Source organism: Eubacterium sp. ER2 (assembly GCF_000765215.1).
In the GTDB taxonomy this organism is placed as follows: Bacteria; Bacillota; Clostridia; order Lachnospirales; family Lachnospiraceae; genus Claveliimonas; species Claveliimonas intestinigallinarum.
Genome location: NZ_JPJE01000050.1, coordinates 1 through 12,208 on the forward strand (window position 1 = coordinate 1; position 12,208 = coordinate 12,208).

Sequence of the window (12,208 nt, forward strand, 5' to 3'; positions counted from 1 at the left end):
CTGTTCATGGTCAGGCTCTCGGTTTTAGTCAGAATCACATTGTTCTGGAACACCGGGTCGATGTAGGGTGCGATGTCCTCATGGGTGCCCCAGCGGGCGCTGCCATACTCCATACCGTGCCGGTACTTCTTGGCGTTCTTGCTTTTGAGATACACGGCCAATCGCAGGCCAGCGCCGCAGCACAGCCCCACCAGCAGGTCCAAAGGGTGCAGGCTGGGCCACCAGCTGGCCAGCGCCACCGGCAGCGTGGAGAAGAACGAAAGCATTTTTGCCGAAGCGTCCGCACCCACGGCCATCCGCCATCCTTCACCGAAGTTGGTTGCGAACAGCCCCATCAGGATATAGGGCATATTCAGCAAAAGGAGCTTTTTGATGTCAAGTTGCTTTTTCATCTTCATCGTTCCAGCTCCTTCCGCTTGTTCCGGTCCACAACGGCGTGTTTCACCAGCTCTTTGAACTGGCTCAGCTTTGCCAGCACGGACGGACGCTCTGTTTTCTGCGCCTTTCTGACCTTCTTGCCGGTGTACTCGGTAAAGGCAGCGGTCAGGGCATCCGCATCGCGGCCTTTGAAAAAGATCAGGTACTTGGGCGGGGAGCTGCTGCGGTCCTTCTTCACCGCATAGTCAACGCCGTATTTCCGGGCGATCTTTTCAAACTCCTTGATGGAGGGGTCGGTGATCTCGATGTTGGAAACGCCCTGATTCTGGCCGATCAGCTGCTTCACCGTCTGTTTGCCGTGGGGAATCACGGGGGTATCCCGGCTTTTCTGCTTTTGCAGCTTCTTTTCCTTGCGGTGGGCAAGGTACTTGGTGATGGCGGCCTTAAACAGCCGCCCGGTAAACTTTGTTCCGCTGACTACCAGCGTCAAAGTCCTGTTTTCCACTTCCTCCTGCATAGGTCATCGCCTCCTTTCCACGGATTTTGCAGGGGTGGCGCTTGATACTAAGGCGGGACCACCAGCCGCCGCAGCAGGTATTTCATCATGGCAGGCTCCTTTCAACGCAGCTGATCGGAGCGGTCATAGTACAGATGTCCCTGGCGCACCTTGGCATGGCTGAGAATCTTGATGTGGCCCTTTTCCTGGTTCTCCAGGCTTTTCTGGTATCCGGCCTCCGTCAGAAACAGGCGGGTCCGTTCGCCTTTCCAGCCCACCGGCGAATCGTGGGTCAGCACATCGAAGATAATCATGTGCCGGGTGTCCTCGGCAAACCGCTCCAAATCCATGTACTCATGGCCGTGGTAGTTCTGCGCCCCGGCCTTGAGCCGCATTTCCTCCATCAGCTGGCCCACGGTCTTACGCTCAGGCATGGCGCGCACCTCCTTTCCCGCGTCCCTGGCCTTTCACAGTCAGGATACCGTCCAGGGTGGTAGCGGTGATCCGCAGGCGCTCAGCGGTGGCGATGTCATTCTTCACGGTCTCGTCGATGCCGTGGCCGCAGACCACCAGCACATGGGACCGGCGCAGATAGTCTCGCACCATATCCAGCCCGTCCTTGTGTTCCTGGGGAATCTCGTCCTTGAGGAAGGTGGACAAGAACAGAACCGGGCAGATGGGCGAATACCCGGCGTCGTACACCTGGCGGCAGTAGGTGGCAGCGTTCTCGGCGTTCTCATACTGGTTGTTGCTCCAGGGAGCCGTAATGTAGGCAAGAGGTCGTTTCATGGCAAAATCCTTTCTCCCGGTATTGCCGGGCAACAGAAAAGCGGCTGTTTACCAGCCGCCTGTGTTCATATCGTGATTGACTTGTACGGTGTAGTGATTGCTGATCGTGGTGGGCGCGTTGAACAGCACTGCAAGCAAATACTGTTTCATATTGCGGACCTCCGTGGTGTTTTTCTGCATACCGTCCATGACAAATCGGATATGCTCGCTATCCAGCTTCAAGAACCGGGAGCGCACGACTTCATGGGGAAAGTCGCTGCCAGCGATCCGAGTGGTTTTACGTTTGGCACAAACGGTCTCCACCATCAGCTCCACAATCTCGTCCAGGTCCTCACGGTAGGTCGAAAACTCTCTGCACAGATAGTCATACTCGATGTTCTCCAGAATCAATTCCCGATAATTTTCTATCTCTGAGACAGACATCGCATCCCTTCCTTTCCGTTCCGGCAGCTGTGCTGCCGCTGTTTCCCGGAAGGGAATGGAATCGGTACTTGCTCCATGAGTATTTTGTTTTTGAGTATTTGGTTTCTCTATATTTAATTCTGCGGGCTTTTCCGTATCCGGTTTATCCAGATACGGGTTTTCCGTATCTGGTGAAGCCGTATCTGGTACAGCCGTATCCGGCCTTGGCGTTTCTGGCTGCCTGGGCTGGGGTTTCTCATAAATCACATACTCGGTGTCGCTGATCCGGCCTTGTTGGTCCCGCAGCTGGTTCCGCACGATGTAACCGGCGGTTTCCAACTCCCGCAGCGCACTGCCGATGGCATCAACGCCCTCCTTGCAGATTTTCGCAAGTCCACGGGTAGTATAGTTCCAGTCATCAGGCAGGGATAACATCATGGAAAGAAGCCCCTTTGCCTTGAGGGATAGTTCGTGGTTCCGCAGGTGATGATTGCTCATCACGGTATAATCTTTGGTCCGTTCAATGCGAAAAACGGCCATTGACTTCACTCCTTTCTAATTTTAGGGCATGAAAAAAGCCACAATCCTTCGTGAAAAAGACTGTGGCTTTCAGCTGTTTTTGTTGTTCTGCCAGGGCCGGTAAGGACGCTTGTACTTCGGCGGATGACTGAACATCGGCTCATGCTCCGAAAACGGGAGGGTCTGCAAAACCCGGTCAATGTCGGTGGATTCCATATCATACTGGGACTGGCAACTTTCCCGGATGGCATCTTTGATGCTCTGGACAGTACACATATTCATTCCTTTCCTTTCGTAGTGATAATGAGTTTACGGGTGGCGGCGGCGCTTGTCCGGTTTGAAGTCGAGCACATGGCCCTCGATCACACGGGCATACCGCTTGATTTTGATTTCCCGACGCTTCTGGCTTACGAGGGCGGCCTGATACCCGTCCTCCGTAAGAAACAGCCGCATATCATCGCCGGGGCAGCCGTAGGAACAAGGGCGCTGAACGGAAAACTCGATCATCCAGCGGGTGCTGTCCTGAAAACGCTCTACGGCCAAGATATTGTGTCCTTTCAGCTCACGGGCTGAAATATCCCTCATAGGCGGCTCCTTTCATCGTTCCTGGTCTCTCTGGCGCTTCTTCTGCCACGCCTCCAGCAGTTTGATAATGGTTTCCTGCATCCGCTGGGGCGTATAGCTTTTGGGGAAATACTTCCGCAGGGTGTCGGAGGTGAAAGTCACTTTGTCGAGATCACTTTTCTTTTCCTCACCCATGATGACGCGCATCATATCGAGGGTCAGATGTCCCTCCTGGCTGTATTTCTTGAGTCGCTGAGCCTGGGAGAGAGAGGGGGTAGCCTGTTCGCTGTCCATCGCGTCCAGCAAATCCCGCTGTTCTTCTTTTTTGAGAAAGGACAGCTCATAAGCCGGATTGAGGGCGATTTTCTTTTCATCGACCATATCCAGCAGTTCGGGAATCAGCTCCGTCAGGCGGATATAGCGCTGCACCTGGTTCCTACTCGAACCAGCCTGCTGCGCCAACAATTCATCTGCACGCAACTTCGTCCCAAGTTGGGACGAAGTTAAGTCCCCCCGTGCGCCTTGGTGTTTCATAGCCTCCAGCTTCATCTTGTAAGCAAAGGCCCTTTCGCTGGGGAGCAGGCTTTCACGTTGTAAGTTGCTGTCCACCATGATGATAGTGGCAGCATCATCGTCCAGGTCTCGGACAATGACAGGCATGGTTTCTTTCTCGGCCAGCTCACTGGCCCGGTGCCGCCTGTGACCGGCAACCAGCTCATAGCCGCCCTCCGGGTCCGGGCGGGCGATCGCCGGAACCAGAACACCATACTGCCGAACGCTGTCGGCGGTCTCCATCATGGCCTCGTCATCCTTGACTTTGAAGGGATGCCCCTTAAATGGGTGCAGCTCAGACAGCGGAATTTCCTGTATCTTCTCCAGCTTGGCATCCTGGCGGCTTTCCTCGGTGGAAAACAAATCATCGTATGGAGCCAGCTCTACTTTTTTCGCGCTGCTTTTCAAGTTTTATCACCTCCTTGGTCAGATTCTTATAGCCCTCGGCCACCTTGCCATTAGGGTCATGGGCAAAAATGCTTTTGCCCTCGGCGCTGATCTCCTTTGCCCGGACAGAATGGGGAATCTCGGTGCCGAACACCTTGATTTTGCTGCCATAGGTCTCCCGCAGCAGGGCGGCAATCTCCTTGGCGAAGTTGGTGCGGTTGTCCACCATCGTCAGCAATATGCCGTCGATCTGGAGCTTGGGGTTGATCTGCCGCTTCACCTTGTTTACGGTCTGGAGCAGCTGTTCCAGGCCCTTGGCGGGCAGGTACTCCGCCTGAACGGGGATTATGACCCTGTTGGCGGCGGCCAGGGCGTTGACCGTGAGCATACCCAGGGATGGCTGGCAGTCAATCAGGATATGGGAATACTGTCCCTTGAGCGTGTCCAGATACTGCCGCAGGATGGTCTCTCGGCTCATGGCGTTCACCAGGGAGACCTCCATGCCGGAGAGCTGGATGTCTGCGGGCATCAGGTCAACGCCCTCCGGGTGGTGCAGGATACCCTCGCCGGGGCGCAGCGGCTCGTCCATCAGGATACGGCCCATCGCGTCGGACAGGGTAAAGGGCAGCTTGTCCGGCTGGGGGTGGCCCAGGCTGATGGTCAGGCTGCCTTGCGGGTCCCCGTCGATCAGCAGCACTTTCTTTCCGGCCTGCGCCAGCCCAATCCCCAGGTTCGCGCAGGTGGTTGTCTTGCCAACGCCGCCTTTCTGGTTGGCGATGGCGATGATTTGCGTGTTCAATGACTTCACCTCATTTCTGAATTGTTCTATGGCTTCTGGAAATAGAAAAAGCCGCCACTTCAAAAATTGAAAGTGACGGCCTTTTCTTATCCCGGAATGAAATTCCCCGGAAACGCAAAAAGCGCCCAGTAGAAAATACTGAGCGCTTGGCGATTAGATTTATTCTCTTTTGTTCAAATTAGGTCAAATTCAGACAAACCGTTTTCACGAAAAAGGTCTCTTGGAGATGTATAAATAAACATCCCCTTGGCATCCCAAAATCGCGTCTCGGTTGTCCTATTTTTTAACCCATAAGCCCTCTTTTTGGGGTGGTTGTCCACCATTTAACCCATAGAAAACGGGTTAAAAGAGGCTTCGTTCTGTCAAATTGCGTCAAACCATTTGAAAAGGAAAAACCCCGGAAACCGCGTAGTTCCGGGGTTTTTGACCACTTTTGATAAAGTTTAGCGCTTGCTGAACTGCGGAGCGCGACGGGCAGCCTTGAGGCCGTATTTCTTACGCTCTTTCATACGCGGATCACGTGTCAGGAAACCGGATTTCTTGAGAACCGGTCTGTAATCAGCGTCTGCCTGAAGGAGAGCTCTTGCGATACCGTGGCGGATCGCTCCTGCCTGTCCTGTGTATCCGCCGCCCTTAACATTTACCATAACGTCAAACTTGCCGTCTGTCTCTGTTGCAACGAGAGGCTGGCGAACGATAACCTTCAGTGTCTCCAGTCCGAGATACTCATCGATATCTCTCTTATTTATTGTGATCTTACCTGTTCCAGGTACCAGATATACTCTTGCGATAGATTTTTTTCTTCTTCCTGTTCCGTAGTATTTTGATGTAGCCATTTCTTAATATCCTCCTTTCGACCTCTGATTAAAATTTCAGCTCTTCTGGTTTCTGAGCCTGATGTGCATGCTCTGCTCCAGCGTACACATGAAGTTTCTTAATCATGCTTCTTCCTAAAGGTCCCTTCGGAAGCATTCCCTTAACAGCCAGCTCGATCACTTTCTCCGGCTTCTTGTTCATCATCTCTGCCAGAGTAGTCTCTTTCATTCCGCCCACATACTCGGAATGGTTGTAGTAAATCTTCTGATTTAACTTCTTGCCTGTTACTTTTACATCTTTTGCGTTGATCACGATCACGTAATCACCTGTATCGATATGTGGTGTGAATTCCGGTTTATTCTTTCCTCTTAAAACCTTAGCTACTTCTGATGCTAAACGTCCTAATGTATAATCTGCAGCGTCAACTACATACCATTTTCTCTCGATCTTGTCTGGACTAGCCATATAAGTTTTCATTGGTTTACCTCCTGTGAATTGGTTCACTTACTATAGAAATAATATGAAATGTTATATTGAAAGCAGTCAGGTTCCGGGGCTTTGGTGCCTGCTGTTTCTCCTTTTGTCATACTGCATTATTATATTATACGCGCCCATGCGTGTCAACCGTTTTTTTAGGACTTTTTTTCTTTTTCCCTGGCTTTCCGGCTCCCACATGGCCGGAGATACGCCTGCATGGCAAAAGCATTTTACATGCTTGTATCTGTATACATGATATCTTATAATATCTTCTGCCGGCAACACCCTTGCGCCGGAATTTTGCTTTTCATATACAATGGAGGAAACGCTTATGGCTAAACATATAGATCTTGTAAACGGGCCGGTACTGCCTTCTCTTTCCAGGTTAGCCCTCCCCATCATGGCAACATCCCTGATACAGATGGCCTACAACCTGACGGACATGCTCTGGATCGGAAGACTGGGGAGCAGCGCTGTGGCCTCGGTAGGGGCGGCCGGCATGTACATGTGGCTCTCCAACGGGCTGGCAACCCTGCCGAAAATGGGCGGGCAGGTCAACACAGGACACTCCCTGGGGGCAGGCAGGACAGAAGACAGCGCCTCATTTGCCGCTGCGGCCATTTGGATGACCACAGTTCTTGGACTGCTGTTCGGCATCTGCTCCATCCTGTTTGCAGATCCGCTGATCGGTTTTTTTAATCTGAACAGTCCGCAGGTCATCCAGGACGCAAAGATCTATCTGCAGATCACCTGCGGCTGTGTCCTGTTCTCCTTTTTGAACCAGACATTTACAGGGATCTTCACGGCAGCGGGAAACAGCCGGAATTCCCTTACCGCCACCCTGACTGGCCTGATCATCAACATGGTGCTGGATCCGGTCCTGATCTTCGGAGCAGGTCCTTTCCCGGCCATGGGTGTTATGGGCGCTGCCATAGCCACCATTTTTGCCCAGTTCATTGTCACCACCGTGTTTGTAATCTTCGCGTTCAGGGACACCGTCGTATTCTGCCATGTCCGCCTTTTCCGCAATCCGGGAAAAAAATACTTCCTCCCGATCCTGCGCATCGGCTTTCCCACCTGCGTGCAGAACATGCTCTTCACAGGGATCTCCATGATGATCGCAAGAATGGTAGCCGGCTACGGGGACGCGGCAGTGGCTGTACAGAAAGTAGGTTCTCAGATTGAGTCCATCTCCTGGATGACAGCAGATGGCTTTGCCGCTGCTGTCAACTCCTTCCTGGCCCAGAACCACGGGGCAGAAAAGCCGGACCGCATCAGGAAGGGGTACAGAAGCGCCATGGGCGTTGTACTCATATGGGGCGTCCTCTGTACCGTCCTTCTGATCTTTTTCCCGGAGCCCATATTCCGCCTGTTTATCACAGAGCAGGATGTCATCCCCATGGGCGTGGACTACCTGGTGATCCTGGGTGTCTCCCAGCTCTTTATGAGCGTGGAGATCACCACGGCCGGAGCCTTTGCCGGACTTGGGAAGACGCTGCCGCCCTCCCTGTCCAGTACCATCCTTACCGCTGCCAGGATTCCCCTGGCCTGGGTCCTTGTGCAGACTCCGCTGGGTCTGAATGGCATATGGTGGAGCATCACCATCTCCAGTATTTTCAAGGGCATTGTCCTGTTCCTCTGGTTCCGCTCCTTCCTGGACAGAGAACTCGGGAAATTCACTTCCCCCGCCAGATATTCTTCATAAACGGACAAAAAGAGCCGGATGCAGACAGAAATCTATGCATTTCCTTCTGCCATCCAGCTCTTTTTTATAATAAATAGATAATTTTATCTATACTTACGCCTACTTTTATAGTAAAATAGACGAAACACGAGCAAACAAGAAAGTGAGGCAGATATTATGTGGGCTTACAACAGTATATTCTATCAGATCTATCCCATCGGATTCTGCGGCGCCCCGGTGCACAACGACGGCGAATGCGTCCCGCGGATCCGCAAACTCATGGACTGGAGCAAATATCTCGAGGACCTGGGTGTGGATTCCGTCCTGCTCAATCCGATATTCGAGTCAGATAACCACGGCTACGACACAAGAGATTTTAAAACCGTCGACTGCCGCCTGGGGACAAATGAGGATTTTGCCGAGGTCTGCAAAGATCTCCATGCACACAATGTAAAAATTGTCCTGGACGGCGTATTTAACCACGTAGGGAGAGGCTTCTGGGCCTTTAAGGACGTGCAGGAGAAAAAATGGGACTCCCCCTACAAGGACTGGTTTGTCATCAGCTTTGACGGAAACAGCAGCTACAACGACGGTTTCTGGTACGAGGGCTGGGAGGGACATTTTGAGCTGGTCAAGCTGAACCTGAAGAACCCGACTGTGGCGGACTACCTTCTGGAATGCGTGAAATTCTGGGTGGACACATTTGACATTGACGGGCTGAGGCTGGACGTGGCCTACAGCCTGGAACCGGATTTCATGCGCAGGCTTAGGGCCTTCACAGGCGGTCTGAAGGAAGACTTCGCCCTGATCGGGGAGGTGCTCTTCGGGGACTACAACCGGATCGTCAACGATGAGATGCTACACAGCTGCACCAACTACGAGTGCTACAAGGGCATTTACTCCAGCTTCAACTCCATGAACATGTTTGAGATCGCCCATTCCCTGCAGAGGCAGTACGGCTCCGAGCAGTGGTGCCTGTACCGTGGCAAGCATCTTATGACCTTTGTGGACAATCACGACGTGACCCGGATCGCCAGCATCCTCACGGACAAAAATCATCTGCCCCTGACTTACGGGCTTTTAATGGGCATGCCGGGCATTCCCTGCATCTACTACGGAAGCGAGTGGGGAGAGCCGGGAGAGAAATCTCCACACAACGACTACGCCCTGCGGCCCTGCTTTGAGGAGCCAAAGCCCAATGAGCTGACAGATCTTATCAGGAAGCTGATACGCATCCGCCAGAAGAGCGACGCTCTGTGCAATGGCTCCTACCGCAATGTGGTTCTCACCAACCATCAGCTCATCTTTGAGCGGGCCACAGACAAGGAGCGTGTGCTGGTAGCCATCAACGCATCCGCCGCCCCCTGGACCGCCAGCCACGGCGACTTAAACGGCACGGTCACAGAGCTTCTTTCCGGCACAGAAATGAGCCTTGGGGGAAATCTGGAAATGCCGGCATACAGCATACAATATCTTGCGTTTTAATCACTTTTACACGGGAGGTACACATGAGCCAGCCAAAATATATTGTGATCGGCGCCGCCATCCTGGATATCCTGGCCCGGCCGGTGGATGCTTCGGTCTTTGAGACAGGTTCCCTGCCGGCCGGGACCATCACCATGCACACTGGCGGTGATGCCATGAACGAGGCCAGGGTGCTGGCTGATCTGGGGGCGGACGTAAGTCTTGTCAGCAAGGTGGGGACTGACCCGGCAGGGGATCTGGTCCTCTCCGCCTGCAAAGATCTGCATGTGGACACCACTTATATCCGCCGAAATGCCGCCATTCCCACGGGGACAAACATTGTCCTTGTGGACCAGAAAGGGGAGCGCAGCTTTATCACCTGCCCGGACAGTACCCTGCGGAAATTCTTTCCGAAGGACGTGCCGGACGCTGCCCTGAAAGGCGGGGACATTCTCTCCTTTGCCAGCATCTTCGTCTCTCCCCACTTCGGGAACCGGGAGCTGGCAGACCTTTTCTCCCGGGCCAGGGAGGCCGGACTTACTGTCTGCGCGGACATGACAAAGAGAAAGAAAGGGGAGACCATCCAGGATATGCGGGAATGCCTTTCCTATCTGGACTACGTGTTTCCCAACTATGAGGAGGCAGCCCTCCTTACCGGGGAGAAGGACTTTGACCGGATTGGGGACGCCTTCCTCTCCTGTGGCACAGGGCACGTCGTCATCAAGGCAGGGGCAAAGGGCTGCTACGTGTGTACGGAGGGTCTCCGCTTCTGGTCCCCGGCTTACGAGCAGGCACGATGTATCGACACCACCGGCGCCGGAGACACCTTCACCGGCTGTTTCCTCTACGCCCTGGGACAGGGATTTTCCCTGGAGAACTGCGCCCGCTTCGCTAATGCAGGGGCTTCCCTGTGCATCGAACAGACAGGAGCTGTGGGGGCAGGCACAAATATACAAAAGATCATAAAAAGAGCAGGCCTTTAAAGGACCTGCTCTTCTTCAATACGAATATTTTATTCTTTTACCAGCACCTTCTCGATCTCTCCGATGTACATGGTATGGTAGTCATTCTGGGGATACCATTTTGTATCGCACTCTGTATCCACAAAACACTCCGGATACATCTCCTGGACATACAGCTTCCGGCACACGAAGATCATCTCCGCCTCCTCCACTGCCGTGGTCTCCTCCAGCGTCTTTTCATTTACATAGAAAGGATGAAGCCCTGCCTCCTCCCATTTATCTTCCACATCCCGTCCGGACACGGCGCCGCAGATATTCAGCGCCTCCCTCTTGTCCCCGGGAAGGAACGAAATGGTAAAACGGTCGCTGCCGTCTACAAATTCCTTTGTGTATCTCTGGGGTCTTATATACGCAGTCACCACAGGTTTGCCCCACATGATTCCCACGCCGCCCCAGCTTGCAGTCATGGTATTGGATTTCATCCTGTCTCCGGCTGTCACAAGCATCCACTGCTTACTGATCTTGTCGAAGGGGTTGAACTGCAGCTGGTGAATGTCCATTTCTTTAAATGCCATCTTCTATTCCTCCTTTTACTCCATCACGATCTTCCGGAAGTTTTTCTTTCCTTTCTTCAGCACAACGCCTGCCTTGAATGCGTCCGCTGTAAACACTTCGTGAATGTTGGTGATCTTCTCGCCGTCCACGGACACGCCGCCCTGCTGCACGGCTCTTCTGGCCTCAGATTTGGAAGGCACAAGCTCTGCCTTCACAAGCATGGTCAGAATATCCATAGCGCCATCTTCCAGATCCCCTTCTGTAAGGGTTGTGGTAGGCATGTTGGCTGCGTCCCCCTGGCTGAAGAGCGCTCTTGCGGACTCCTGTGCCTTTGCGGCCTCTTCCTCGCCGTGTACCAGCTTGGTCAGCTCGTATGCCAGAATCTCTTTTGCCGTATTAAGCTGTGCGCCCTCCCAGGTGTCCATCTTGTCGATCTCCTCCAGCGGCAGGAATGTCAGCATACGGATACACTTCAGCACGTCCGCGTCCGCCACATTTCTCCAGTACTGGTAGAACTCGAAAGGTGATGTCTTATTGGGATCAAGCCACACGGCGCCGCTCTGGGTCTTGCCCATCTTCTTGCCCTCGGAGTTGAGGAGCAGAGTGATGGTCATGGCGCAGGCGTTCTTGCCCAGCTTGCGGCGGATCAGCTCTGTACCGCCCAGCATGTTGCTCCACTGGTCATCCCCGCCGAACTGCATGTTACAGCCGTACTTCTGGTACAGTACGTAGAAGTCGTAGCTTTGCATGATCATGTAGTTGAATTCCAGAAAGCTTAATCCTTTCTCCATCCTCTGCTTGTAGCACTCTGCTGTCAGCATACGGTTTACACTGAAGTGGGGGCCGACTTCCCGGAGCAGATCAATGTAATTGAGATCTAAAAGCCAGTCCGCATTGTTCACCATGAGAGCCTTGCCGTCGGAGAAATCAATAAACCGGCTCATCTGTTTCTTGAAACAGTCGCAGTTGTGCTGGATCTGCTCCGGCGTCATCATGGAGCGCATGTCGGATCTTCCGGAGGGATCTCCGATGTATCCGGTTCCCCCGCCGATCAGGGCGATGGGCCGGTTGCCTGCCTCCTGGAGGCGCTTCATCAGACACAGCGCCATAAAATGTCCCACATGAAGGCTGTCTGCTGTGGGGTCAAATCCGATATAAAAAGTTGCCTTTCCGTTATTGATAAGTTCCCGGATCTCCTCCTCGTCTGTCACCTGGGCTATGAGCCCTCTTGCCTGCAGTTCTTCGTAAATTCCCATGTTTTTTCTCCTTTACTCTACTACAATATATTTATGGTTAATACCCCTTACAGCCAGTAAGGAATTACCCATCTTGTTGCTTAAGCTGTTAGAATGAGTGTGGCAATA

15 protein-coding genes and 1 pseudogene are annotated in these 12,208 nt (G+C 53.2%); 3 read left to right on the top strand and 13 right to left on the bottom strand.

Features of this window, described 5'->3' with window-relative positions; genetic code table 11:
* The 11 genes and pseudogenes from NI21_RS0114980 to rplM all read right to left on the bottom strand — a co-directional run.
* Positions 1-392: pseudogene (locus tag NI21_RS0114980) on the bottom strand (type IV secretory system conjugative DNA transfer family protein); the annotation flags it as partial.
* A gap of 2 nt (positions 393-394) precedes the next feature.
* Entirely contained in the window at positions 395-895 is a 501-nt protein-coding gene (locus NI21_RS0114985; RefSeq protein WP_002576352.1) for a PcfB family protein, read from the bottom strand.
* 101 nt (positions 896-996) lie between these two features.
* The gene (locus NI21_RS0114990; protein WP_002576353.1) at positions 997-1,308 is read right to left on the bottom strand and encodes a DUF5720 family protein; all 312 of its coding nucleotides are present in this window, start codon (positions 1,306-1,308) and stop codon (positions 997-999) included.
* The gene (locus tag NI21_RS0114995; RefSeq protein ID WP_002578791.1) at positions 1,301-1,663 is read right to left on the bottom strand and encodes a hypothetical protein; all 363 of its coding nucleotides are present in this window, start codon (positions 1,661-1,663) and stop codon (positions 1,301-1,303) included. The genes NI21_RS0114990 and NI21_RS0114995 overlap by 8 nt, the downstream gene beginning before the upstream one ends.
* 48 nt (positions 1,664-1,711) lie before the next feature.
* Positions 1,712-2,605, bottom strand: a complete 894-nt coding sequence (locus tag NI21_RS0115000; RefSeq protein ID WP_002576355.1) for a DUF6017 domain-containing protein — start codon at positions 2,603-2,605, stop codon at positions 1,712-1,714.
* A gap of 69 nt (positions 2,606-2,674) precedes the next feature.
* The gene (locus tag NI21_RS16620; RefSeq protein WP_002576356.1) at positions 2,675-2,866 is read right to left on the bottom strand and encodes a hypothetical protein; all 192 of its coding nucleotides are present in this window, start codon (positions 2,864-2,866) and stop codon (positions 2,675-2,677) included.
* 27 nt (positions 2,867-2,893) lie between these two features.
* Complete coding sequence (locus tag NI21_RS16625; protein ID WP_002576357.1) at positions 2,894-3,169, bottom strand: DUF5720 family protein; 276 nt, start codon at positions 3,167-3,169, stop codon at positions 2,894-2,896.
* A 12-nt stretch (positions 3,170-3,181) separates the two neighbouring features.
* Positions 3,182-4,108, bottom strand: a complete 927-nt coding sequence (locus NI21_RS0115010; protein ID WP_002576358.1) for a ParB/RepB/Spo0J family partition protein — start codon at positions 4,106-4,108, stop codon at positions 3,182-3,184.
* A complete protein-coding gene (locus NI21_RS0115015; protein ID WP_002576359.1) occupies positions 4,065-4,886 on the bottom strand; it encodes a ParA family protein in 822 nt (273 codons plus the stop codon). Before NI21_RS0115015 ends, NI21_RS0115010 begins: the two co-directional genes overlap by 44 nt.
* 443 nt (positions 4,887-5,329) lie before the next feature.
* Positions 5,330-5,722 (bottom strand): 30S ribosomal protein S9, encoded by a 393-nt coding sequence (gene rpsI / locus NI21_RS0115020; RefSeq protein WP_033127024.1) that lies wholly within the window; start codon positions 5,720-5,722, stop codon positions 5,330-5,332.
* A 28-nt stretch (positions 5,723-5,750) separates the two neighbouring features.
* The gene (rplM, locus tag NI21_RS0115025; RefSeq protein WP_033127025.1) at positions 5,751-6,179 is read right to left on the bottom strand and encodes a 50S ribosomal protein L13; all 429 of its coding nucleotides are present in this window, start codon (positions 6,177-6,179) and stop codon (positions 5,751-5,753) included.
* Positions 6,180-6,510: 331 nt separating this feature from the next.
* Between rplM and NI21_RS0115030 the strand changes: the two genes are divergently transcribed.
* The 3 genes from NI21_RS0115030 to NI21_RS0115040 all read left to right on the top strand — a co-directional run bounded on the left by NI21_RS0115030 (position 6,511) and on the right by NI21_RS0115040 (position 10,310).
* Positions 6,511-7,884, top strand: coding sequence for an MATE family efflux transporter (locus NI21_RS0115030; RefSeq protein WP_033127026.1), 1,374 nt, complete (start codon positions 6,511-6,513; stop codon positions 7,882-7,884).
* Positions 7,885-8,040: 156 nt separating this feature from the next.
* Positions 8,041-9,348: an alpha-amylase family glycosyl hydrolase gene (locus NI21_RS0115035; protein ID WP_033127027.1), complete on the top strand. Its 1,308-nt coding sequence runs from the start codon at positions 8,041-8,043 to the stop codon at positions 9,346-9,348.
* A 23-nt stretch (positions 9,349-9,371) separates the two neighbouring features.
* Positions 9,372-10,310 carry a carbohydrate kinase family protein gene (locus NI21_RS0115040; protein WP_033127028.1) on the top strand — a complete coding sequence of 313 codons (939 nt, stop codon included), beginning with the start codon at positions 9,372-9,374 and terminating at the stop codon, positions 10,308-10,310.
* Positions 10,311-10,339: 29 nt separating this feature from the next.
* Here NI21_RS0115040 and NI21_RS0115045 read toward each other — a convergent pair whose 3' ends face one another.
* Positions 10,340-10,864, bottom strand: a complete 525-nt coding sequence (locus NI21_RS0115045) for a flavin reductase (RefSeq protein ID WP_033127029.1) — start codon at positions 10,862-10,864, stop codon at positions 10,340-10,342.
* Positions 10,865-10,879: 15 nt separating this feature from the next.
* A complete protein-coding gene (tyrS, locus tag NI21_RS0115050) occupies positions 10,880-12,100 on the bottom strand; it encodes a tyrosine--tRNA ligase (RefSeq protein WP_033127030.1) in 1,221 nt (406 codons plus the stop codon).
* Positions 12,101-12,208: the final 108 nt, after the last annotated feature.

Coding starts and splice junctions, on each gene's coding strand:
- NI21_RS0114985 (WP_002576352.1), bottom strand. CDS start 895: ATGCAGGAGGAAGTGGAAAACAGGACTTTGACGCTGGTAGTCAGCGGA.
- NI21_RS0114990 (WP_002576353.1), bottom strand. CDS start 1,308: ATGCCTGAGCGTAAGACCGTGGGCCAGCTGATGGAGGAAATGCGGCTC.
- NI21_RS0114995 (WP_002578791.1), bottom strand. CDS start 1,663: ATGAAACGACCTCTTGCCTACATTACGGCTCCCTGGAGCAACAACCAG.
- NI21_RS0115000 (WP_002576355.1), bottom strand. CDS start 2,605: ATGGCCGTTTTTCGCATTGAACGGACCAAAGATTATACCGTGATGAGC.
- NI21_RS16620 (WP_002576356.1), bottom strand. CDS start 2,866: ATGAATATGTGTACTGTCCAGAGCATCAAAGATGCCATCCGGGAAAGT.
- NI21_RS16625 (WP_002576357.1), bottom strand. CDS start 3,169: ATGAGGGATATTTCAGCCCGTGAGCTGAAAGGACACAATATCTTGGCC.
- rpsI (WP_033127024.1), bottom strand. CDS start 5,722: ATGGCTACATCAAAATACTACGGAACAGGAAGAAGAAAAAAATCTATC.
- rplM (WP_033127025.1), bottom strand. CDS start 6,179: ATGAAAACTTATATGGCTAGTCCAGACAAGATCGAGAGAAAATGGTAT.
- NI21_RS0115030 (WP_033127026.1), top strand. CDS start 6,511: ATGGCTAAACATATAGATCTTGTAAACGGGCCGGTACTGCCTTCTCTT.
- NI21_RS0115035 (WP_033127027.1), top strand. CDS start 8,041: ATGTGGGCTTACAACAGTATATTCTATCAGATCTATCCCATCGGATTC.
- NI21_RS0115040 (WP_033127028.1), top strand. CDS start 9,372: ATGAGCCAGCCAAAATATATTGTGATCGGCGCCGCCATCCTGGATATC.
- NI21_RS0115045 (WP_033127029.1), bottom strand. CDS start 10,864: ATGGCATTTAAAGAAATGGACATTCACCAGCTGCAGTTCAACCCCTTC.
- tyrS (WP_033127030.1), bottom strand. CDS start 12,100: ATGGGAATTTACGAAGAACTGCAGGCAAGAGGGCTCATAGCCCAGGTG.